Source organism: Dactylosporangium sp. NPDC000521, from assembly GCF_042898305.1.
In the GTDB taxonomy this organism is placed as follows: Bacteria; Actinomycetota; Actinomycetes; order Mycobacteriales; family Micromonosporaceae; genus Dactylosporangium.
This window is the reverse complement of sequence record NZ_JBIAYW010000006.1, coordinates 428,397-451,812: the sequence shown is the minus strand read 5'-3', so window position 1 is coordinate 451,812 and position 23,416 is coordinate 428,397. Positions and strand designations below refer to the sequence as shown.

General features: G+C 70.6%; 16 protein-coding genes. 1 reads left to right on the top strand and 15 read right to left on the bottom strand.

What is annotated here, in order from left to right:
* The 9 genes from ACFY3L_RS22380 to ACFY3L_RS22340 all read right to left on the bottom strand — a co-directional run bounded on the left by ACFY3L_RS22380 (nt 1) and on the right by ACFY3L_RS22340 (nt 12,007).
* Nucleotides 1-1,074 carry a glycoside hydrolase family 26 protein gene (locus tag ACFY3L_RS22380; protein ID WP_389327038.1) on the bottom strand — a complete coding sequence of 358 codons (1,074 nt, stop codon included), beginning with the start codon at nt 1,072-1,074 and terminating at the stop codon, nt 1-3.
* A complete protein-coding gene (locus tag ACFY3L_RS22375) occupies nt 1,067-2,386 on the bottom strand; it encodes a glycosyltransferase family 2 protein (protein WP_389327035.1) in 1,320 nt (439 codons plus the stop codon). The genes ACFY3L_RS22380 and ACFY3L_RS22375 overlap by 8 nt, the downstream gene beginning before the upstream one ends.
* 2 nt (nt 2,387-2,388) lie before the next feature.
* Nucleotides 2,389-3,993 carry a glycosyltransferase family 39 protein gene (locus tag ACFY3L_RS22370; protein WP_389327032.1) on the bottom strand — a complete coding sequence of 535 codons (1,605 nt, stop codon included), beginning with the start codon at nt 3,991-3,993 and terminating at the stop codon, nt 2,389-2,391.
* A 104-nt stretch (nt 3,994-4,097) separates the two neighbouring features.
* Nucleotides 4,098-6,131, bottom strand: a complete 2,034-nt coding sequence (locus tag ACFY3L_RS22365; RefSeq protein WP_389327030.1) for an acyltransferase family protein — start codon at nt 6,129-6,131, stop codon at nt 4,098-4,100.
* Between the two features lie 180 nt (nt 6,132-6,311).
* Nucleotides 6,312-7,940: an endo-1,4-beta-xylanase gene (locus ACFY3L_RS22360; protein WP_389327027.1), complete on the bottom strand. Its 1,629-nt coding sequence runs from the start codon at nt 7,938-7,940 to the stop codon at nt 6,312-6,314.
* A gap of 224 nt (nt 7,941-8,164) precedes the next feature.
* Nucleotides 8,165-9,046, bottom strand: coding sequence for an ROK family protein (locus tag ACFY3L_RS22355; protein WP_389327024.1), 882 nt, complete (start codon nt 9,044-9,046; stop codon nt 8,165-8,167).
* Entirely contained in the window at nt 9,043-10,215 is a 1,173-nt protein-coding gene (locus ACFY3L_RS22350) for a sugar ABC transporter permease (protein ID WP_389327021.1), read from the bottom strand. Before ACFY3L_RS22350 ends, ACFY3L_RS22355 begins: the two co-directional genes overlap by 4 nt.
* Nucleotides 10,212-10,931: an ATP-binding cassette domain-containing protein gene (locus ACFY3L_RS22345; RefSeq protein WP_389327018.1), complete on the bottom strand. Its 720-nt coding sequence runs from the start codon at nt 10,929-10,931 to the stop codon at nt 10,212-10,214. The genes ACFY3L_RS22350 and ACFY3L_RS22345 overlap by 4 nt, the downstream gene beginning before the upstream one ends.
* Entirely contained in the window at nt 10,931-12,007 is a 1,077-nt protein-coding gene (locus ACFY3L_RS22340; protein WP_389327016.1) for a sugar ABC transporter substrate-binding protein, read from the bottom strand. The genes ACFY3L_RS22345 and ACFY3L_RS22340 overlap by 1 nt, the downstream gene beginning before the upstream one ends.
* A 120-nt stretch (nt 12,008-12,127) precedes the next feature.
* Between ACFY3L_RS22340 and ACFY3L_RS22335 the strand changes: the two genes are divergently transcribed.
* Nucleotides 12,128-13,327, top strand: coding sequence for an ROK family protein (locus ACFY3L_RS22335; protein ID WP_389327013.1), 1,200 nt, complete (start codon nt 12,128-12,130; stop codon nt 13,325-13,327).
* A gap of 53 nt (nt 13,328-13,380) precedes the next feature.
* Here the strand turns inward: ACFY3L_RS22335 and ACFY3L_RS22330 are convergent, their stop codons facing one another.
* From ACFY3L_RS22330 to asnB, 6 genes are all read right to left on the bottom strand, one after another.
* Nucleotides 13,381-16,026, bottom strand: a complete 2,646-nt coding sequence (locus ACFY3L_RS22330; protein ID WP_389327010.1) for a hypothetical protein — start codon at nt 16,024-16,026, stop codon at nt 13,381-13,383.
* 75 nt (nt 16,027-16,101) lie between these two features.
* Nucleotides 16,102-17,703 carry a family 20 glycosylhydrolase gene (locus ACFY3L_RS22325; RefSeq protein WP_389327007.1) on the bottom strand — a complete coding sequence of 534 codons (1,602 nt, stop codon included), beginning with the start codon at nt 17,701-17,703 and terminating at the stop codon, nt 16,102-16,104.
* A 301-nt stretch (nt 17,704-18,004) separates the two neighbouring features.
* Nucleotides 18,005-18,967, bottom strand: a complete 963-nt coding sequence (locus tag ACFY3L_RS22320) for a zinc metalloprotease (RefSeq protein ID WP_389327004.1) — start codon at nt 18,965-18,967, stop codon at nt 18,005-18,007.
* A 132-nt stretch (nt 18,968-19,099) separates the two neighbouring features.
* Complete coding sequence (locus ACFY3L_RS22315) at nt 19,100-20,479, bottom strand: hypothetical protein (RefSeq protein ID WP_389327001.1); 1,380 nt, start codon at nt 20,477-20,479, stop codon at nt 19,100-19,102.
* Nucleotides 20,454-21,482 (bottom strand): sugar transferase, encoded by a 1,029-nt coding sequence (locus tag ACFY3L_RS22310; protein WP_389326998.1) that lies wholly within the window; start codon nt 21,480-21,482, stop codon nt 20,454-20,456. The genes ACFY3L_RS22315 and ACFY3L_RS22310 overlap by 26 nt, the downstream gene beginning before the upstream one ends.
* 40 nt (nt 21,483-21,522) lie before the next feature.
* The gene (gene asnB, locus ACFY3L_RS22305) at nt 21,523-23,409 is read right to left on the bottom strand and encodes an asparagine synthase (glutamine-hydrolyzing) (protein ID WP_389326995.1); all 1,887 of its coding nucleotides are present in this window, start codon (nt 23,407-23,409) and stop codon (nt 21,523-21,525) included.
* Between the last annotated feature and the right edge of the window lie 7 nt (nt 23,410-23,416).

Sequence of the window (23,416 nt, the reverse complement as noted above, 5' to 3'; positions counted from 1 at the left end):
TCAGTGCGGCGGGGGAGCGGCCAGCTTGACCCCGGCCAGGCCCTTGCGGACGGCCTCGGCGATCGGTGGGTGGACGCTGAAGCGCCAGTCCGACGTGCCGCCCTCGTCCTTGCTGAAGTTGAACCAGATGAAGCCGACAATGTCCTGCCGGTTGCCCATCCAGGCGAAGAAGTCCGCGATCCACTTCAGTTGGTGAGGGCCCTTCTCGACGGCTGTCTCGGTGATGATGAGCGGCTTCTGGCTGAACTTGCGCACCGCGGTGATCGTCGGCTCGAACACCGCCGCGGCCGTGCTCTCCTCGACCGCGTAGCCAACCATGCCGATCCAGTCGACGTACGCGTCGCCCGGATACAACGGGTCGAGCTTCACGCTCGGCACCGGCCGGATGATGTTGGGGCTCCAGATCCAGATCACGTTGGTGGCGCCGACCTCGGCGAAGATGCCGTGGACGTGCCGCCACATCTCGGCGTACTCGCCCGGCTTGTTGCCGGACTGCTTCTCCGACCACGGATACCAGTTGCCGTTCATCTCGTGCGCGAACCGGATCGCGACAGGCCACTTCTGGTCGCGCACGGCGGTGGCGAACCGCCTGATGTAGTCGTCGAACCTGCCGGAGATGATCTTCGACAGGGCGTAGTCGGTCTGGTTCGGCCCCCGCTTCACCCCCGCCCACGGCTCCCACGAGATGACCGGCAGCGCACCCTGCTTGTAGGTCTGCGGGATCGAGTCGGCGCGGAACTCCTGGGTCCACTTGACGAAGAACTGCACGACGGTCGGGTCGGCCCCGGCGGCCTTCGCTGCCGCGTCGATCTCGGCCGACGACCACGGCGCCTGCGGTGCGCTGATGCCGAACCGCAGCCCGGGGATCGCCAGGATCTGCTCGCGGGTCGGTGCCGGCTTCTGCGCCTGCCGCCGGTTCTCCTCCGCGACGGCCGCGTTGCCGCGGGACTGGGTGGAGTCCGGGTCCTTCGTCGCCGGGCTGAGGATCCACCCGGCCAGCCCGACCACGACGATCGTGTTGGCGGCCATCCAGATCCGGAACGACCGCGGCGTCTTCCGCGTGTGTCTAGGCACCGAGCAGCACCGACCCGCACAATATGATCGCTCCCGCGATGTAGGGCAGCACCAGCATCGGGTTGCGCCGCCGTTCCCCGGCGAACCCTCCGGCCCGCGTCCCCCAGCCCGCGTTGTGCGCCATCCGGAAGAACCCGAGGACGCGTACCGGCATCAGGATGAACGTGTTGATGAGCATGAACACCGGCAGGGCGGTGACGTCGCTGGGGCTGTAGGCGAAGTGCCGGCCGAACCGCAGCGCCAGGGAGGCGAGCGTCATCACGACCGTCAGCCCGAGGATGATCGCGACCCGCTGCCATGACTCGTCCGGCAGCATCAGCGCCCCGTACAACTCCGACTTCAACCCGGTCGCGATGGCGATGCCCCAGCTGACGAAGCACCCGACCAGCACGAACGGCACGAGGATGTCCGACAGGTAGAGCACCGCGAGCACGGGCGCGTTGCGCAGCATCCACGGCAGCATGCGCAGGGTGTTGTACTGCGACCCCCGCGCCCACCGGTACTGCTGCTTGGTCAGCTTCGCCAGCTTCGTCGGCGCGTCCGTGAAGACCAGCGACGTCGACTGGTAGACGGTGCGGTAACCGGCCTGCAGCGTGTAGTTGGTCAGTGTCCGGTCGTCGCTGACCTCGAGGAACACCCCGAGGAACCGCTCGGTCAGGAACTTCTCCATGCAGTCGACGAGGATCGAGCGGCGGAACGCGATCGTGCGCCCCGGCAGGCACCCGACGGTGCCCAGGACGCTCATCGCCGGCATCGAGTACTCGTTGCGCACGTTCTCCAGCCAGTCGGCCCAGCGGGTCAGCACGGTGCGGCCGGGGTCGAGGATCCGCTGCCGGGTCGTGACCCCGCCGACCCGCGGGTCGCGGAACGGCTTCACCAGCTCACGCAGGGTGTCGTTGGTCCAGACGGTGTCGGAGTCGACGAGGACGACGACGTCGCCGCCGGACATCCCGACGCCGACGGCGACCGCGTTGCGCTTGCCCGGCGTCTCCGTCCACACCCAGCGCACCCCGACGTCGCTGCAGACCTTCTCGAGGGTCTCGTTGCGCGGCCCGTTGATCACCACGATGATCTCCGTCGGCCGCTGCTCGCGGATCCGGCTGAGCACCTCGCGGAACAGGTCCTCCGGCTCGTCGACGACCGGGATGACGACCGAGGTGCTCACGGTGTAAGCGGCCTGCACGGGGCGGTACTGCCCGGCGAGCGTGACCCGCAGCAGCCACAGCAGCCACACCCACAGCATGAACACGGCGAACGGGTAGACCGCGCCGCTCTTGACGAACGCGTTGATCTGCAGCAGGAAGGCGAGCATGGTTACGCGGCCGGCTTGAGGGTGAACAGGGCGAGCGTCACGCCGGTCAGGTTCCAGCTCTGGGTGAGGGTGTACCGCACGCGCAGCGCACCGTCCTTGCCCGCCTCCAGACCTGTCAGCGGCGAGTCGAGGGTGCCGACCCGCACCAGCCACACCCGGGGCGCCGCGCCGAGGCAGGCGTCGACGTCGGGGCACTCGGTGGTCCGCAGCGTCCCGTTGTCGCGAGCGACCGTCTTCATCAGGACGTCCTTCGGGCGGTGGGCCTGTGACAAGTAGCGCTCGACGATGTCACGCCCGGCCTGCCCGTCGCCGGCGACCGGGCCGTAGACGATCGCATCGCCCGGCTTGCCCTGGGTGAACAGGACGTTGGCGAGCTCGTGGGAGGCCTGTCCGTGGCCGTCCTGCTGACGGATCGCGATCTGCTCCGGCAGGCCGGCCAGCGCGACGACGACGACCGCCGTCAGCCCGCGCACGATCAGGCCGCGGCTGAGGGTGAAGGCGGCAAGGCCGGCCCAGCCGGCGACGGCGACGATCGTGATCTGGTCGGCGCCGTAGGTGGTGAGGCGCACGAGCGGGAACAGCAGCGCGAGCGGAATCAGGGCCCAGGCGGAGTACAGGACGCCGGGCTTGCGTCCCGACAGCGCGAGCAGGCCGAGGCCGAGCACGACGCCGCCGGCGAGCACCGAGCCGAACGCGTCGCGGGCGAGGCCGGTGACCGACGGCCACGCACCGGGGTCACCGTCGCGCAGCGGCGCGCCGAACAGCACCATCAGCACGACCGCCGGAGCGGCCCCGGCCAGCGTCGCGAGCAGCCAGCCGAGGAGAACCTCACGCTTCATCGCCACGACGACGAACCCGTGGACCAGGACCAGCAGCAGCCCGGTCGCATGGCTGACCCCGGTCAGGGCGACGGCGAGGGCATAGCCGGCCAGCTGCCATGCCTTCGGCCGGTCGAGGTACATGACCAGGGCGAGCGTGGCGAGGGCCGCCCCGAACAGGGTCAACGCCTGCGGGCCCGCCTCCTGTGCGTAGCGGCTGGTGACCGGCAGCACCGCGACGAGCAGTCCGGACAGCACCCCGACCCGGGGGCCGCCGAGCCGGTTGCCGAGGATCGCGACCAGCGCGGCCGCGGCGGCCATCGCGATCGCGGAGGGCATCCGCAGCGCGAAGTCGGTCCGGCCGAAGACGCTCGCCCAGCCCTTCAGCAGCACGAAGTAGGGTGCGTCGGCGGCGCCGACCTCGTCGAGCAGGTCGAACACGGCCGCCTTGGGCGCCCGGGTGAACCCCCAGGCGGACAGTTCGCCGGCCCGCATGCTGGCCCAGTTGAGCCGGATCAGTGCGACGGCGCCGGTGACGACCGCGGCCGCGACCCAGGCGAGCGTGCCGAGGGCCTTCTCCCGGCCATGCGGCGAACCCTCCAGCGGCGACACGCCCCGGGCGGCAGGCCGGTCGGCGTCCCACTGGTTCTGCCGAGCCTGGTTCGCCGTTTCGATCAGGACCCGCTCGGGCACGACGACGGTGCTGTCGTCGAAGTCGCGGTCGTCCACGGTGCCGCCCGGCGTGGAGCGCTGCCTCGGCATGACGAACGTCTGATCGTTGTCGGTCACGGAACTCACAATGATCTCGGGGGTCAGGTCTTGCCGGTTGATCGGCGCCGAAGGTGGCGATCCTAGCGAACCGGTGCGTCGATCGTGTTCCGCGGCAGATTCCATCACGGCATCTTCGGCAATGCTGCCCCCAGCACCGGTGCGAGCAGCGCCGCATACGGGGTCGTCATGTGGCTGTCGTCGCGGTAAACCAGTACATTGCCGACGATGACGGGGCATGTCGCCGCGGTGCAGAACCACGCAGTGGGGTCGATCACAGTTGCCCCGTTCGCGGCGGCGACCTCCGCGACAAGCTTGCGTCGCTGCGGCAGGACCAACGCCGTGTCCGCCGGACGCGTACAGGCTGTGATGTCCTTCGGGTTCGAGGAGACACAGTCCGGCACGTTCGACTTCGGGTACGGGGTGTCGCTCAGCATCACGATCTTCGTGCCGGGCTGCTGGACCTTCCGCAGCGAGGCGACCCACGCGTCGGCCCACGCCCGGTCGACGGCGGCCGGATCCTTCGGTGAGTCGACCAGGCCGCCGGTGTCGGTGCCGTTGTTCGTCATGACGACCAGCGCCGGGCGCAGCGCCTTGATCGCGGCGAGGGTCTTGTCCCGCCAGTCGGTGCACTCGGTGTAGCCACGCTGCAGCGCCTGCTGGTACACCAGCACCGACGCGGCAGGGCAGGCGCTCTTCGTGTGCACGACGAGCCGCCAGTGGCGCTCCTCGGCAAGGCGCCGCATCGACGGGAACCACTGGGCGGCGTGCGAGTCGCCGAACAGTGCCACCACGGTCTTCGACGAGGGGTCACCGAACACGCACGCGGGGTTCTTGACCGCGGTGTAGTTGAGGTGGCAGCCGTCGCCGTAGATCTCAGGGACGTCCTTGCCGACCGCGGACAGGCCGGGGGTGAGGTTGGACGGGATGGTCTTCGCCGGCACCCCGGCCGTGACGAGCCCGGCGAGGGCGGCGGCCGGGTCCTTCGCGGCGGCGACGGTCGCGGCGGTGTCGGTGGCGGACCCGCTCGACGTGACGCCCGGGGCGAACCTGCCGCCGGCGAAGGCCAGCCCGGCGGCGAGGCACGACAGGGCCAGCCCGAGCGCGATGCCGCGGACCGGCTTCGCCCGCAGCACCTGCCGATTGCGGACCTGGTTCTCCACCAGCCAGTAGGAACCCGCGGCCAGGGCCAGCGACGCCGCGGCAAGGGCCAGGTTGAGCGGCAGGGCGGCGGTCATGCCGAGCGCGACCGGGGCGATGATGAGCACCGGCCAGTGCCACAAATACCAGCTGTAGGACAGCTTGCCCAGCAGCTGGAACGGGCCGAACCGCAGCACCGCGCCGATCCCGCCGGCCGGCCTGGCGCACCCGCCGGCGATCATCAGCCCGGTGCCGAGGACCGGCAGCAGAGCGGCGTGACCCGGGAACGGGGTGGCCTCGGTGAACAGGACCGCGGCGGCGCAGACGGCGGCGAGCCCGGCCCAGGTCAGCACGGCGGCGAGGGCACGCGGCAGCCGGGCGAGGACCGGGGTGCCGACCGCGATGAGCGCGCCGAGGCCGAGCTCCCACGCCCGGGTGTGTGCGCCGAAGTACGCCCACGGGGCGGCGGTGCGGGTCTGTTCGAGGCCCGCGGCGAACGACAGGCCGCCCAGGACCAGCAGGGTCACCACGACCGAGGCGCGGCTGAGCGTCGGCCGCCGCCACCGCCACGCCAGCGACGCGGCGAGCAGCAGCACCGGCCACACCAGGTAGAACTGCTCCTCGACGGCGAGGGACCAGAAGTGCTGCAGCGGCGACGGCGGTGCGCCCGCATTGAGGTAGTCGACGCCCCCGGCGGCAAGCCGCCAGTTGATCGCATAGAAGGTGCTGGTCAGCCCGTCGAGCGCGATCGACGGGAAGCGGGTCGGCGGCAGCCAGACCCAGGCGGCGGCGAGGGTGGCGACGAGGACCAGGGTGGAGGCGGGCAGCAGCCGGACCGCGCGCCGGGCGTAGAAGCGGCTGATGGAGATGGTCTGGTGCCGCTCCAGCTCACCGAACAGCTGCGTGGTGATGAGGAAGCCGGAGATCACGAAGAAGACGTCGACGCCGGTGTATCCGCCGCCGAACACCCCGACGCCCGCGTGGTAGAGCACGACGAGGACGACGGCGACGGCACGCATGCCCTCGATGTCCGGCCGGAACCGGTGCTCCGGTTCGGCGGAGTCGGAGAGGCCGGTGATGATCAGTCCCGGTTTTGCCGGTTTCCTCCGCGATACGTAAACCGTGCTGGGCGACACTGCTACTCCCCGTGATGGCGACCCTGAAGGCGGCTGGCCGCGAGGCTACACCAACCGGGTGCGTCAGTTCGCCTGGCGACTACCGGCGACCGCCCAGAACGCGGGCTTCGGCGCCAGGCCGGTGTCGAACAGCAGCGGCGCGTCCGTCCGCGGGATCGGGTACGTGTGCAGCCACGAGTCGTTGTCGGCGAGCCCCCAGAACGTCACCGAGCCGATCTTGTCGCGGTGCTTGAGGTACACCCCGAACAGCGCCTGGTACTGCACCGCCTGCCGGGCCAGCAGCGCCGGCTGGACGGTCGTGTAGACGGACGTGTTGTCGGTGTAGACGCTCACGTCGAGCTCGGTGACCTGCTGTTCGACGCCGAGCTTGGCGAACTTCTCGATCGCCGCCGACACCTGCGCCGCCGCCGGGGCGGCGATGTTGACGTGGGTCTGGTTGCCGATGCAGTCGATCGGGACGCCCTCGGCCTTCAGGGTGGAGACGAGCTGGTACATCGCGTCGCGGCGGGTCGGCTGGCTCAGGTTGAAGTCGTTGACGCACAGCTTCGCGGCCGGGTCGGCGAGTCGCGCGGCCTGGAACGCCCGCTTGATGTAGTCGAGGCCGGCGAGCTGAAACCAGCGGCTCGCGCGCATCGTGCCGTCGTCGGCGATCACCTCGTTGACGACGTCCCAGGTCTGGATCCTGCCGCGGTACTGCCCGACGACCGCCGCGATGTGGCTCTCCATCCGCTGCAGCAGCAGGGCCTTGTTCTCCGCCGTGGGGGTCATCGGCTTACCCGCCGGGTCGAGGAACACCCAGTCCGGGGTCTGGTTGTGCCACACGAGGGTGTGCCCGCGGACCTTCATCCCGTTGGCGGTCGCGAAGTCCACGATCGCGTCGGCCGCGGCGAACCGGTACGCCTGCGGCTGCGGCTCCGTCGCCGTCCACTTGAGCGCGTTCGTCGGGGTCACCGACCCGAACTGCCGCTTCAGCAGGTCGGCCTCCATGCCGGCGAGCTGCTGCTGCCCGACAGCCGCCCCGATCTCGAAACTCTCACCGAACACCTCCTTCAGCGACGGCACCGTGACCTGCGGGCGGTCCGGCAGCGGCACCACCGTGAAGTCGTCGACGTGGAACTCGCCGTCGCCGCTGACCGGGCTGATGTCCGCGGTGAGGACGTCGACCGCGGCCACCGGGGTGTACCGGGCCTCGAGCCGCACCCAGTCGCCCGCGGTCACGTCGGCCGACGTGAGGACGGTGTCCTGGACCGCGGACGCCCAGCCCCACGACATCCCGAGCCGCAGCCTGGCCCCCGGGTCGTGCGCGGGCAGCCGCAGCCACACCGACACCCCGTAGACGGTGCCGGGGCGCAGCTTCCCGGCGAGGTCCAGCGACGCGCCGGGCCGTTTGCCGTCCTTGCCGGTGACGAGCAGGCTGTGCCGCCCGCCGTGTGCCGCTGTGGTCGACTGGCGGACCTGCCCGCCGCCCTGCGCCTTCCAGCCCTGGGTGCCGTCCTCGAATCCCGTGTGGACGAGCGCGTTCGCCGGGACGGCCCCGGTCTGCGGCGCGGTCAGCAGCAGCCCGCGACCGCTCGGTGAGCTGGAGAACGCGGTGAGTGCCAGCAGGACGACGACGACCGGCACCGCGACGAGCGCCCCAGCCGCGACGACGAGCGACCGTGTCCGCACCGGCGGCCACGGGGGAGTCTGCATTGGCCGGCGGTCCCTTCCAGCGTCGACGGTCGCTCGATCGTAGCCGCACGGTGGTGCCCGCCCCTGCCCGCGTACCTCTTGACCGCCGTCCCGGCAGCGTTCGAAGGCCGTTGACCAGGGGTGCGAGCCCAGTTCAACGGCCTTCTCGCGGCCTTGGTGAAGATCAGCCATCGTGATCCGGACCGGGTGCGGCTCGGGACCACTTGGGACCCAACCCGATCGGATCACGCCAGGGCCAGGGCCAGGGCCAGGGCACCGACGAGCGGGGCGTCGTCGACGAAGGTGGCGGTCGTGAGCTGTGGCGGGAAGGGCACCGAGCGGGTGAGGGCAGTCGCCACCCGCGGGAGGATGTGCGGGGCGGCACCCATCAGGCCGCCGCCGATGACGACGCGTTGCGGGTCGAGGGTGATGCAGAGGTTGGCGATCGTCCGGGACAGGGTGTCCAGTGCCTCGTCCAGCAGTTCGCCGACGCCGGGTTCGGCGTGCAGGTCGAACAGGTCGGCGGCGGTCACCTCCCGGCCGAGCAGGGCTGAGCCACGGCGGGCCAGGGCGCTGCCGGAGACCGCCTCCTCCAGCGGGGCGTGGCCGTCGGCGAAGGCCGGGGCGGAGGCGGAGTCGCGCAGGTAGCCGATCTCGCCCGCGGCGCCGTGGGCACCGGGCAGGACCCGGCCGCCGGCCACCAGCGCGGCGGCCAGACCGGTGCCCAGGTTGACGTAGAGGCCGACGTCGACGCCGCGGAGGGCTCCCCAGCGCAGCTCGGCGGCGGCACCGGCGTTGACGTCGTTGTCGATCGCGACGGGGGTGTCGCCGAACTCGGTACGCAGGAGCTGGGGCAGTGCCATGCCGTCCCATCCGGGCACGTTCGGGGCCAGGCGGATCACGTCGTCGCGGACCACGCCGAAGGTCGAGACCCCCACCGCTGCCGGGGTGCTGAGCAGTTCCCGCGCGGCGGTCAGGGTGCGCTCGACGACCTGCAGCGCCCCCGCGGCGCCCCGGGTGGGCAGGCGCATCACGGTGTACGGGCGGCCGTCGGGCGCGTCGACGGCCGCCGTTCCCAGCGCGACCTTGGTGCCACCGAAGTCGATCGCCAGTACCTGCCGCGTCACCTGGGCTGCCCCCGCCGGGCGAGCGAGTCGATGGCCACGGCTACGGCGAGTACCGCGGCGGTGACCATGAACCGCACCGAGGAGTCGACGCTGAGCAGCAGCATGCCGTTGGTGATCGACTGGATCACCAGGATCCCCAGCAGCGCGGCGTAGGCCCGGCCCCGGCCGCCGAACAGCGACGTGCCGCCGATGACCGCCGCGGCGATCGCCATGAGCAGGGTGTCGCTGCCGCCGGAGCTCTGGTTGACCGCGGCGAGCCGGCTGGCCGCGAGAATCCCGCCGAACGCGGCCAGGGTGGACCCGGCGACGAACGCGAGGACACGGATCCGGGTGATGTTGATTCCGGCCCGGCGCGCCGCCTCGGCGTTGCCGCCGACCGCGTACATGTGACGGCCGAAGACGGTGTGCCGCAGCATCAGGTCCAGGCACACGACCAGGGTGCCGAAGATGACGAGCAGCAGCGGCACCCCGCGGTCGGCCGTCAGCACCAGCACCACCACCGAGAGGACGGCGGCCAGGCCGGCCAGCCGCAGGGTCAGCCACAGGCCGGAGGTGACCGGCAGGTCCGCCTCGCGGCGCAGCCGCCGGTTGACCAGTGCGCCGGCGCTCCAGCCGGCGACGACGAGCGCGGCCACCAGCCAGCCGGCCCACGGCGGCAGCCAGGTGTCGCTCAACCGCGCGAGAAACCCGTCGAACGGCAGGTTGATCGTCCCGCCGCGGCCCAGCAGGTACAGCATCAGGCCCTGCCAGCCGATCAGCCCGGCGAGCGTGACGACGAACGAGGGCATCCGCAGCTTGGTGAACATCCAGCCGTGCAGCAGGCCGACCAGCACGGCGCAGCCGAGCGCCGCGGCGACCGCGACCAGCGGGTTCCAGCCGTGGCGCACGGACAGGATCGTCATGACGACCGCGCACAGGCCGCTGACCGAGCCGGCCGACAGGTCGATCTCGCCGAGCAGGATCACCATGATGATGCCGAGTGAGATGGTGCCGGTGGCCGCCATCTGCAGGGCCAGGTTGGTGAGGTTCTCCGCCGACAGGAAGTGCTCGTTGAGGGACCCGAACACGACCGCGATCAGGATCAGGCCGCCGACGACCGGCCATGCGCCGAGGTCGGTACGCGTCGCCGCGCGCAACGGTCGCAGCGGCTTGACGAGTGTCGTGGTCATGCGGCGCCTCCGGTGATGGCGGCGACGACGGCCTCCGGGGTGGACGCCGCGGTGCTGAACTCGCCGGCGTTGCGGCCCAGCCGGAGCACCACGATCCGGTCGCTCACGGCTCGGACGTCGGCCAGGTTGTGGGAGATGACGAGCACCGCCAGCCCCCGGTCGCGCAGGCGGCGGATCAGGTCGAGCACCTGCGCGGTCTGTTCGACGCCGAGCGCGGCGGTCGGCTCGTCGAGGATCACGACCCGCGGCTCGCCGATGAGCGCCCGGGCGATGGCGACGGACTGCCGCTGGCCGCCGGAGAGCATCGCGACGGGCACCCGGATGTCACGGATCCGGACGTCCAGCGAGGACAGCAGGTCCCGTGCCGAGCGCTCCATCCGGATGTGGTCGAGCACCGTCCAGCGACGGCGTTCGGCGCCGAGGAACAGGTTGCCGACGACGTCGAGGTTCTCGCAGAGCGCGAGGTCCTGGTGGACGGTCGACACGCCGAGCTGCTGCGCCTCGTGCGGGGTCCCGATCCGGACCGGGCGGCCGTCCTGCTCGATCGCCCCGTCGTCCGCGGTGACGACGCCGGAGAGGACCTTGACGAGGGTCGACTTGCCGGCGCCGTTGTCGCCCACCAGGGCGACCACCTCGCCGTCCGGCAGGTCCAGGCTCACCCCGTCGAGAGCCTGGACCGCACCGTAGCGTTTGCTGATGTTCGAGGCGGCGAGCACTACTGGATTCCCGCCTTGGCGCACGCCGGGACGACCGGTCCGGTGCAGATGTCGGACGCCTTGTAGAAGCCGTCCTTGACGATGGTGTCCTTGATCCGGTCGGCGGTGACCGCGATCGGGTCGAGCAGGAACGCGGGGATGTCCGCGGTGCCGTTGGCGACCTTCGCCGGCGCGGCCGGCTTCTCGCCCTTGGCGAGTGCGACGGCCAGTTCCGCGGACTTCTCCGCCTCCTGACGGATGTCGAGGTAGATGGTCATGTACTGCTCTCCGGTCAGGATCCGTTGCACCGCCGCGAGTTCCGCGTCCTGGCCGGTGATCGGCGGCAGGGTCGGGTAGCCGGCGCGCTTCATCGCCGCGATCGCACCGCCGGCCATGCCGTCGTTGGCGGACAGGACCCCGACGATGGTGTCCCGGCCGAGCGCGGTGATGGCCTGCTCCATCTCCTGCTGGGCCTTGTCCGGGCTCCAGTCGGGCGTGTCGAACTCGCGGCCGATCTGGACCTTGCCGTCGAGGACCTTGTGCGCACCGGTCTTGTAGTCGGCCGAGCTGGGGTCGGTCGGGGCGCCGTTGAGCATGACGATCTTGCCCTTGTCGGCCGTCCCGGCCTTGGTCAGCGCGTCGAGCAGGGCCTGGCCCTGCATCTCGCCGACCCGGACGTTGTTGAAGGAGACGTAGTACTCGTAGCTGATCTCGGAGATCAACCGGTCGTACGCGATGACCGGCACCTTCTTCTGCTTGGCCTGGTTCACCAGCGACGCGACCGCGCCGGCGTCGACGGCGTCGAGCACCAGCACGTCGGCGCCCTGGGCCAGGGCGGCCTCCACCTGCTGCTGTTGCTTGGCGGCGTCCTGGTCGGCGTTGGCGTAGAGCAGCTTGCAGTCGGCGCACAGCGCCTTCACCTTGGCCTCGAACAGTGGCCGGTCGAACGCCTCGTATCGGGTCGTCTTGGACTCCGGCAGGAACAACGCGATCGTCGGCGCGTCGTTGCCGGCCGGCTTGTCTTTGGCGTTGCCGCCACACCCGCTGACAGCGGTGGCCGCGACGACCACGACTGCGACGAACCATCTGGCTCTCACGGAGGGACACCTTTCCTGAGAAGGGTTCTGCAAGCATGCTGAGCCACCCGGCGAACCTTGACAAGGTCCTTTACAAATTTGATAAATGACCTTTCTTAATTGGTGTGGCACGCTGGTCAGGTGCAGACCACCGGCACCGCGAGCACGACCAGCGTGCTGCGGGTGATGAACGAGCGCGCCGTCTTCGCCGAGACCTTCCGGCTGGGCAGGGTGTCGCGCCCCGAGCTGGCCCAGCACACCGGGCTGTCGAAACCCACGGTGGCCGTGGCGCTCACCAACCTCGAACGCGCCGGGCTGCTGCGCCAGGTCGGGATGCGCGCGGGGGTGGCCGGACGCTCCGCGGTGCTGTACGAGGTGCGCCCCGAAGCGGGCTGGGTGTTCGCGGTCGACGTCGGCCGCTCCTACGTCCGCGTCGGCCTGGCCAATCTGGTCGGCACGATCGTCGCGCGCAAGGACGAGTCGTCGCGGGGGACCCGGGCCCGCGACCTCGTCGCGCAGCTCACCCGCCTCGCCGAGGAGATGGTCGCCACGGCCGGCATCACGCGCAACGACATCACGCTCGCCGTCTTCGGCACCCCGGGCATCCACGACAAGGCGACCGGCGCCCTGCACCTGGCACCGAACCTGCCCGGCTGGGACCGGCGCGGGAGCGTCGAGCGGCTGGCGGGCATCGCCGGCTCGACGTATGTGGTGGAGAACGACGTCGACCTGGCGGCCGTCGGTGAGGCGAGCTACGGTCTCGGCCGCGGCGTCCGGCATTTCGTCTACGTCTCCATCGGCACCGGCACCGGCATGGGCATCATGATCGACGGCAAGCTGTACCGGGGGTTCCGCGGCGCGGCCGGCGAGATCGGCTACCTGCCGGTCGGTGAAGGCGACCCCCTGCTGGACGCGCCCGCCGCGCGACGCCGCGGCATGTTCGAGTCGGTGGCCTCCGCCGACGGTGTGGTCGCGCTGGCGCAGCGGCTGGGCCTGCACGACGCGGCGAACGCGAAGGACGTCTTCGACGCCGCCCGCGCCGGCGACGAGACCGCGCGGCTGGTCGTGTCCAGAGTGGTGGACCATGTCAGCCACGCGCTCGCCGGGATCACGGCGGTGCTCGATCCGGAGCTCGTCGTCCTCGGCGGCGGCGTCGGCAGCCAGCCCGGCGACCTGCTCACCGCCCCGGTCGCCGAGCGGCTCCGCAACCTCGTCGCGCTGCATCCGCCCCGCATCGAGGTCTCCACACTCGGCACGGACGCCGTCCTGCTCGGCGCGCTCGCCGTCGGCCTGACCGAGGCCCGCGACCTGGTCCTCGAACGGACGGCACCCGCCCGCTGACACCGGCGACGCCGGGGCGGCGGGCCGCTGACCCACCGCCCCCGCGCTCCGGATCAAGGCACCGGCACCGAGACGGTCGGGACGTTGTAGCCGCGTACCCGCAGGTAGGCGGGCGACCCGCCCAGGTCAGCGGTGGCGTAGACCGCCGTGACCCGGGTCGACTCGCCGGGGAAGAGCGAGACGTAGTTGTCGGTGTAGGAGACCGGCACGACCTCGTTGCCGCCGTTGCCGGCGGTCACCTCTGGGCGTACGAAGAACGCGATGTTGGCCGGGCTCGTGTTGGTCAACGTGATCGTGACCGTCTCCTGCCCGCCGGCGACCGATCGGGACACGCCCGTGGTGACGCCGGTGTTGGCGGCGAGGCTGTTCAGCCCGGTGAGGTTGGCGTAGGTCTTGACGCTGGTGGAGTACCAGTTCTTCTTGTTGCCCAGCGCGTCGGCCGTGGTGGAGTACCAGTAGAGGTTGTTGCTGACGGTCGTGCCGCTGGAGTCCTTCAGCTGGAGGCGGACGAAGTAGGTCGACGTCAGTCCGGTGATCGCCGGCAGCGTCAAGATCGGCGCGGAGGCGTTCGCGGGCGCGCTGACCGCGATGCTGGTGGTGTACTTCTGGGTCAGGTCCGGGACGTTGTACACCGTGGCGGTGGCGGTCAGCCCGGTCCGGCCGGTGAGGGTGGAGTTCACGACGTATGCGTTGCGGCTGAAGTAGTCGTAGGCGATGTGGACCGGCTCGGTGGCCTTCCTGGTGCCGTAGAACGATCCGCCCGGCTTGAAGTAGTAGTCGTACAGGTTCCAGTGCAGCGCCGGCCAGGCGTTGTTCTGCATCCACCAGATGCTGCCGAACGACTGGGTGTGCTGCCGGGCGCTCCACGCCTCGAAGAACGAGCGGGTGTTCTCGTAGTTCATCACCTCGGACTTCTTCGAGTAGTCCGCGGCGCTGGTCGTGGTGCCGTACCGCCGGTTGAGGGCGGTGGTGTAGACGTCGGTGTTGTCGAAGACGCTGCCGCCCCGGCCCACGTGGTAGTTCCAGGCCGCGTTGCCGACCGGCCAGGTCTGTGCCGGGGTGAGGAACCGCGAGAGGCTCTCCAGCGGCGGCGGCGCCTCGGTGCCCTCCTCACCGGTGGTCCCGAACGCCGAGCCCTGGCGGGTGAGGTCCCACCACAGCACCGGCGGCTCCCACTTGTAGGGACCGTCCATCTTCATGCCCGCGTTCGCGTTGGACCAGGTCGCGACGTTGTCCACGGTCGGGTTCTGCCAGTGCAGGCCGGCGGCGATGTTCTTGTACGCGGTCAGATGCGCCGCCGTCGGCGGCTGGTCGCTGCCGTAGTTCCACATGAACGTGCTGGCGTGCGCGCGCAGGGCCCGCATCTGGGTGTTGAGCGATGCCTGGGCGACGGTGGTCTGCTCCGCCGTCCAACCGCTGTCGTTCTCCCAGGCGCTGCAGCAGACGAACCCCGGCATGATCATGATGCCGGCCGCGTCGGCGAGGTCGTAGAGCTCCTGGTTGCCGAGCGTCCCTTCGAGGCGGATCGTGTTGAGGCCCATGCCCTTCACGTAGTCGACGTGCGCCTTGTTCGTCCTGGTGTCCCACCGTTGCAGCAGGTCCCAGACGTACCCGCCGCCGCGGAACAGGATCGGCTGGCCGTTGACCTTGTACCCGACGAAGGAGGTGCCCTGCACCGTCGTGCGGTAGTCGGTGAACTGCCGGACGCCGAACCTGATCGTCTTGCTGTCGGACGCCGCCCCGGAAACGCTTGCCACCGTCGTGACCTGGTACAGCTCGGGGCTGCCGAACTGGTACGGCCACCACAGCACGGGGTTGACGACGTGCAGCTGCGGGTAACCGGCGGGATCGAAGACGAGCTCGCGGCGTTCCCCCGCCGCCAGTGTCACGGTCTGGCCGGCCGTGATCGTCGGCTGGCCCGGCTTGCTGATGGTGGCGGTGACGGTCGTGGTGACCGGCGCCGCCGTCGCGTTGATCGCGTCGGCGTAGACGGTGAGGTCGGCCGCATTGGTGGCGGGCAGTGGCAGGACGGTTCTGACGTACGGGTCACGGACGGCGACCGGGCCCGTCGTGTCGACGGACGTGCGGCCCCAGATGCCGGCGTTCATGTCGGGCGCCTCAGGGTTCCAGTCGACGGTGCACACCGACAGGTCGGCGCAGGCGTGCTGCGGCGGGGTCACCCGGATCGCGATGGCGTTCAACGCGCCGGGCACGATGGCGCCGGTGACGTTGTACTCGTGCGAGACGAACGTGCCGACGGCGTTCGCGTCGAGCTGCGTGCCGTTGAGCCAGACCTGGGCGCGGTAGCTCAGGCCCTGCAGCCGCAGCCAGTAGACCTGCCCGGGGCTCGCGGCCGCGGCGGTGAACTGGCCGCGGTACCACCAGTCCTGGCCGGTCAGGTCCGGCACGGACTGCAGGTTCGTGCCGGCGTAGATGTCGGTGTAGACGTTGTTCGCCACCAGCCCGGCCAGCACGGTCGAGGGCAGGGTGACCGGGCTCCAGCCGGCGGCCGGGTAGCCGACCTGGGAGATCGTGGCGCCGGTGTCGGCCAGGCCGGTGGCGGAGCGCAGGGCCCAGCCCGAGGTCAGCTCGGTGGAGCCCACGGTGGCGGCCGAGGCGCCGCCGGGGCCGAGCGCACCGATGGTCAGGACCGAGGTCACGGTGAGCAGGAGCGTGGCCAGCGCCCGCCGATACATCATCCGATTTCGTGACAATTTGCACCTCCGACGGTATGCGGAGCCGCAAGCCCGGTGGCGCTGCGGCTCCGCCGGCGGTTACGAGCCGCTCGGCCAGGTGACCTGGGTCGAGTGGTAGTAGTTGATGCCCATGACGTTCCAGCGTGGTCCCTGCGCACCGAGGCGCTGCTTGAACGCGGTGAGGTTGTGCGTGCTCCATGGCGACCAGCCCAGCTCGGCGATCGCGGGCAGCCGCGGGAAGGCCATGTACTCGATGTCGGCCGTGGTCACGAGCGTTTCCGACCACAGCGGTGCCTCGACGCCGAGCACGGCGGTCTCGCCGGCACCGGTGAGGTAGGCGCCCGGGTTCCATTCGTACGCCGTGTTCACGTCGATGAGACCGGCCCACTTCTGACCGAGCCTCGTGTTGTTGCGGTACTTCATGTCCAGGTAGGTCTTGTTGGCCGGGGACATGACCACCTTGGTACCGTTCGCCACCGCCGCGGCCAGCGGCGCGTTGCTGGTGGTGGTGCCCCAGAACTGGGCGACCGTCGAGGGCGGCAGGGTCGCGTTGGCCACGTCGTGCCATCCGACGACGGTCTTGCCGTGCGCTGCGACGATCTGCTGTACCCGGTTGATGAAGGACGAGTAGTCGGCCGCGGTGGTGGAGCTGGCCTCGTCGCCGCCGATGTGCACGTACGGTCCCGGGGTCAGCGCGGCGATCTCCCCGATCACCTGGTCGATGAACGTGTACGTCAGCTCCAGCGGCACGCACAGCGAACTGAACCCGACCTGCGTGCCCGTGTACCGGGCCGGCGCCACGCCGTCGCAGTTGAGCTGCGCGTACGAGGCGAGCGCGGCATTGGTGTGCCCGGGCATGTCGATCTCGGGAATGACCGTGATGTACCGGTCGGCCGCGTAGTTCACGATCGCCGTGTAGTCCGCCTGGGTGTAGTAGCCGCCCGGCCCGCCGCCGACCTGCGTGCCGCCGCCGTAGGTCGCCAGATTCGGCCAGGAGTTGACGGCGATGCGCCAGCCCTGGTCGTCGGACAGGTGCAGGTGCAGCACGTTGATCTTGTACAACGCGAGCTGGTCGAGGTACCGCTGGACCTGGGCCACGGTGAAGAAGTGCCGCGCCACGTCGAGCATCGCACCGCGGTGCGCGAACCGCGGGTGGTCGATGATCTGCCCGCCCGGCACCGGCCATGGTCCGGACTGGAGTGTCGCCGCGTCCGCGGTCACGGGCAGCAGCTGCCGCAGCGTCTGCACGCCGCGGAACAGCCCGGCGGGCTGGTTCGCCCGGATGGTGATCGCGCTCGCGGTGACGTCGAGCTGGTAGCCCTCGGCGCCGACGCTGGGCGGCGCACCGGTGAGCAGCAGGGCGATCCCGTCGGCCGGGCCGGCGACGGTGGTGACGACCGGCAGCGGCAGCCCGGTCGAGACCCGCAGCCGGGCGGCGAGCTGGTTGGCGATGGCCGCCGCCGGTGCGGAACCGGGCGCGGCGTAGATGGTGGTGGACGCGGTGATGCCGTGGCTGACCCCGGGCGTGGCGGTGGCCGTGACCGGGACCGGGACGACCGAGCTGAACGCGACAGCGGTCGCGGCGGCGGCGGGAGCGGTGGTGGCGGACAGGAGGGCGGCGACAACGCCGAGGCCGGTGAGGGCCCCGCCGAGTCGTCGTGGCAGGGAGGGGGTGGCCATGACGGTCCTCTCGCAGAACGCACCGGCCTACTAGGCATTTGCATTTGACGATCCCCAGTCCAGCCAGGATGGCATGGGCCCGAGCAAAGGGCAAGGTGCTTTACAAATGGCGCCCGGGTCATGCCTGTCGCGGCGGCGGCAGCGGAACCGGGATGCTCAGCGCCGTTCCCCGGCGCAGCGCTCCATGCTTCCGCGACCGGCGGGAGCGCCTGACGTCGGCGGCGATCCGGTGCGCTGCGGACATGACACGGCCCGCAGCGCACCGGGTCGTGCGCTGCGGGCCGTCGGCTTCGATTCCTGGCTACTTCCCGCCACCGGCGCGGAATGCCACCCAGGCGTCACTCATCCGCTCCGCCTGCCCGGCGGTGAACATGTTCATGCACGAGTCCTGCGAGTAGTCCATGAAGTTGTGGATCGGGTCCAGCCCGGGAGCGCTGCACGTGTCCGCGCCGACCGGGCAGTTGAACTGAGGGATGGCCTCGCGCGGGGTGTCGGCCACGTAGTCGCCGGACGCGGCGCACCCGTGCGCGAAGGTGTGCTCCAGCATCAGCCAGTGCCCGACCTCGTGCGTCAGGGTGTCGCCCTCGGCGTACTTGCCGGCCGTCCCGCCGGGCATCGACTCGTCGAGCATGACCACGCCGTCGATGTAGTCGCGGCCGTTGTTGTACCCCTTGGGGAAGTACGCCCAGCCGAGCAGCCCGCCGCCGATGTTGCCCGCGTACACGTTGAGGGTGCGGGCGTCGCCGGTGTACAGCGCCCGCTTCATGTCCCGCTCGTTCTTGCCCGGCACGACGGTGTACCAGTCGCTGTTCACCGTCCAGGTCGTGCTGGTGAGCGAGAACCGGAACGGCGTGTCGGACGCGTCCGCGGCCGTGCGACCCGCGTACGAGTCGTTGAGCACCGCCATCTGTGCCGCGATCAGCGTGTTCCACCGGTCCTTCTCGGCCGCGCTGAACGGGTGGTCGGAGATCATGTGAAAGACCGTGGGGACGGTGACGCTGCCGTTGGCCAGACGCGGCGAATCCTTGATCACACCGTAGGCGTTCGCTTCGTTCTTCGAGTACAGCTCCGGCTCCTGAGCGGTGGCGCCCATGCTCATCCGCGCCCCGCTGGCACCCGGGTCGCACGCCGCGGCTCCCGCAGAGGCATGCACGGTGCCGGCCGCACCGGCCGTGCCGGCCACGCTGGACCCGCCACCCGTCACCATGAAACTCGCCACGGCAGCGGTCATGACCGCCAGCCGTACCGTTGATCTTCTGCGCATCGTTCACCTTCCACAGACCGAGGTAAGCAGGCGGGATCGCCGCCTCCCGGCATGAGAACACGCTGCGGTGGTGACGAGAAGACTTGAGTACGGCAACCAGGGGTCGTTGTAGGGTCGACGGCCGGCTACGGCTCAGAGCTCGGCGGCGGCGGCCCGCTGCCGTTCCAGCTCCGGCAGGTGGGTGATCGAGACCCGCTCCGCCGGGCGCTCGGGCACTTCCTGGACCCGTCTCAGGGCGTAGGCGTACAGGGTGACCATGCAGATCAGGCTGGCGGTTGAGCCGGTGAGCAGGCCCCAGGCGGCGCCGGGCAGGCCGCCGTGGTCGGCGCCGAAGGTGAGGCCGCTGAGGGAGACGACGACGAAAAAGACGTACTGCACGAAGAGCATCCGGGCGCGGTGCATGCCGCGCATGGCGGCGGTGAAGGGGACCTGGAACAGGTAGAGCGCGCATTGCAGGGCGATGGGCAGGACCAGTGGGGCGGCTTCGGCGAACTTCCGGGTGTGGACCAGTACGTAGGAGACGACGGGCCAGCAGGTGAGCACCATGAGCGCGCCGACGATGGCGAAGGCGATCGCCAGTCGGCGGGTCTGGCGGCGCAGGGCGAGGGCGGCTCGGGCGCCTTCGGGGCCGGGTTCGGCGGCGTTGGCGGCACTGCGGGAGATGTGGGGGACCAGCAGGTTCTGGATGGCGGTGATCAGGTTCTGCACGGGTTGGAGCTGGACGGTTTGCACGAAGCGCAGGTTGGCCAGGTCGATCTTGGACAGGCGGCCGGCGACGATGAAGCTGATCGCCAGGACCTGGACCTGGGCCACGATGGCGGTGATGGTGAACCAGCCGGACAGCTGCCTGGTGTCGGCCAGCCAGGCCAGCGGGCTGCCCTGCCAGGGCAGCCGGTGTTCGCGGATGAGGTAGACGGTGATGCCGGCGGTGGCACCGAGGCCCCAGCCGGTGAGCAGCCCGCCGGCGCTGGAGGTGTGGGTGAGGATCATGATGACGACCACGACGGCCTGGGTGCCGGCCCAGACCAGGTCGATGCCGAGGGCTTTGTCCGGGCGGCGGTCGGCCAGATAGTCGAAGCGGGCGGTGTCGTGCAGCATGATCGGGACCATGAACGGCGCGAGCCAGATGAGCTGGCGCAGGTCGATCTCGCCGTGGCCGGGGTAGAGAGCCCACAGGACCACGAAGACGACGGTGGTGATCAGGCCGGAGCACAGCGCCGTGGCCAGGCCGTTGCGGGCCAGGCGCACGCGGGGCTCGCCGTCGTGGCGCGATGCCAGCGCGAGCAGCACGTCACCGACGATCGCCCGATTGAGGCACGTCGCGAAGTAGCCCACCGCCAGCGCCAGGGCGAGCGCGCCGAACTGCCCTTTGGGCAGCAGGATCCCACCCAGGAGGGTGTTCGCCGAGTTGGCGGCGGCGATGACGCTCTGGTCGAGCAGCCCGGCACCGGCGAGCCGGCCTCGGGCGCGCGGGATGCGCGTCCGCTCAGGCGTCCTGGGTCTGGCCGGCATGGTCAACCAGCCTCGGCAGCTGTCCGTCGGTCCGGCCCGGCAGCTGTCCGTCGGCCCGGCTCGCCAGCACCGCGGCGGGAGCGGGCGCAGCGAGCACCGGCTCGTCGTAGTGACGCTCGCCGCGGACCGTGGTCAGCACGGCGCGGACGAGCAGTTGCAGGTCGAGCCGCACGCTCTGGTGCTCGATGTAGGCGAGGTCCTTCGCCAGCCGCTCCTGCGGCGGCATGTGGAACCTCTCGATCTGGGCGATGCAGGCGATGCCGGGCCGCACCGTGTGCCGTTCGGTGTAGCCGGGCACCGACTCGAGGTGCTTGCGGACGAGCACAGTGCGCAGCGGCCGCGGCCCGACCAGGCTCATCGAGCCGCTGAGCACGTTGATCAGCTCGGGGAGCTCGTCGAGGTGCCAGCGACGGAGCCGGCGACCGACCTTGAGCGTGCGCGGGTCACCGGCGGGCGACACGACCGGTCCCGTGAGCCGCTCGGCGCCGTACCGCATGCTGCGGAACTTGAACTGGCGGAACGTGCGGCCGCCGCGGCCCACGGAGTTCTTGGTGAAGAAGATCGGCCCGGGCTCCTCGAACCAGATGAGCAGTCCGATGATCGGCCACAGCGGCAACGTGAACGCCAGGCCGACGAGAGCACCGGTCACGTCCAGGACCCGCTTGCCCCGCGGTACCGGGCGCATGGTGCAGCCCTTGTGGTACCCCAGGACCGCCTGCTGGACGGCGGGCGACGGCGGCGCGTTGTCCTCGACGATCCCGGCGGTGGCGCCGCTGAGCACGATCCCGCCGGCGAGCGATCCGGTGATCAGGATCATGGCGACCCGTGCCGGCACCTCGTGGTCGAGGCGCAGCCAGATCCACGGCGCGGCGATCAGCGCCGCGGTGACGATGAAGGCGACCCGGCAGGCCCAGGCCCGGACCCGCCGGGGGACGGAGGAGGTGAGGACGACGGCGGGCAGCAGGGCCAGCAGCAGCGGGAAGAGCAGCCACCAGATTCTCACGGGATGTCGGACCTCCAGAGCAGGCGGGCAGGCGCCGTCGTCATCGGTATGCCTTCTCCCGCTCGGCCCACATGGTGAACAGCAGCAGGATCCAGATCTCGCGGGCGTGTTCGGCCACGCCACTGAGGTGGCGCTCGACGATCTCGTTCACCGCGTCGAAGCGCAGATAGCCCTGCCGCCGCAGGATGTCCTGGCTCAGGTACTCGCGCACCAGCGGCCGGAACTCGCCGCGCAGCCAATGCGGCAGCGGGGCGTTGAAGCCCTTCTTGCCCATGGCGAGCGTCCGTGGCGGCAGCAGGCCGGCCATCGCCTGCCGCAGCAGCCGTTTCGGTTGCCGGCCCGGGAACTTCATCGAGCCCGGCAACGAGAAGGCGAACTCGAGCATCGACGTGGCCAGCAGCGGAACCCGTACCTCCAGGGAGTGCGCCATGCTCACCCGGTCGACCTTCGTCAGCACGTCGTCGGGCAGGTAGACGTGGGTGTCGGTGTACTGGAACCGGGTCAGCCGGTCGAAGCCGGCGCCGGCTTCGTAGTGCGCCTCGTGCGTGTCGTACGTGTCGCACAGCTCGGCGAGCACGTCCGGCTGCAGCAGCCGCGCCTTGTGCGCCTCCCGGAACACGACCCGCCACAGGTAGTGACTGCGGCCGGGCTCCTCGAGGGCGTTGTCGGCGAAGCGACGGGCCTTGAAGTCGAAGCTCGCCCTGGCGCTGGAGCGCGGAAGGAAGCGCAGCAGGCCCGGCACGATCCCGGCCGTCACCGCGCGCGGCAGGTGGCGGTAGTAGCGGGCGTACTTGTCGGCCTGGTACGTGAGGTAACCGGCGAAGAGCTCGTCCCCGCCGTCGCCGCTCAACGCCACCGTCACGTCCCGGCGGGCGAGGCGGCACAGGTAGTAGGTGGGCACCATCGACGGGTCGGCGAACGGCTCGTCGAAGGCCGGCAGGATGCCATCCATGACGTCCGCCGCCGTCGGTTCGACCACGAGCTCGGTGTGGTCGGTGCCGAACCTGTCCGCGACGAGGGCGGCCCCGGTGCGTTCGTCGTACGACCGGTCGGCGAAGCCCACCGAGTAGGTCTTCAGCGTGGCGTCAGGCAGTGCGCGCCGGGCGGCCGCGACGACCGTGCCGGAGTCCATGCCGCCGCTGAGGAAGAAGCCCACCGGCACGTCGGCCGCCAGTTGCTGGCGGACGCACTCGACCGTGAGGTCACGCAGGATCGCACTCGCGCGGGCGGCGGTGAGGTGGGACCGCTGCGGCACGTCGGCGAGCGCCCAGTAGCGCTGCGGCGTGCAGCGGTTGTCCTGCCAGATCAGCGTCGTGCCCGGTTCGAGCTTGCGGATCTCCCGGTACATCGTCCGCGGTGCGGGCACGTACATCAGCGACAGGTACGCGCTGAACGCCTGCAGGTCCGGTGTCCGATCGGGGATCGCGCACAGCACCGCCTTGATCTCCGAGCCGAACACGAGGCCGTCGGGGCGCTCGGCGTAGTGCAGCGGCTTCACCCCGACCCGGTCGCGGCACAGGACCAGCCGGTGGCGGGCGCTGTCGTACAGGGCGATGGCGAACATGCCTTCCAGGTGCCGCGCGAAGTCGGTGCCGAACTCCTCGTACAGGTGCGGGATCACCTCGGCGTCGTTGCCGGAGCGGAAGGTGTGGCCGCGCGCGGCGAGGTACTGCCGCAGCCTTTGATGGTTGTAGATCGCGCCGTTGAGCACCGCGTGCACTGTGCCGTCCTCGGACCGCACCGGCTGCCGGCCGTGCAGCACGTCGATGACCGCCAGCCGCCGCACCGCCAGGCCGGCGGTGGCGGTGATGAAGAAGCCATCCTCGTCCGGGCCCCGGTGGGCGAGGCTGCCACACATGGCGCGCAGCCGATCCTCGTCCACGGCAGGCCCGCCGCCGGCCACTACGATTCCGGTGATTCCGCACATGAGTCCT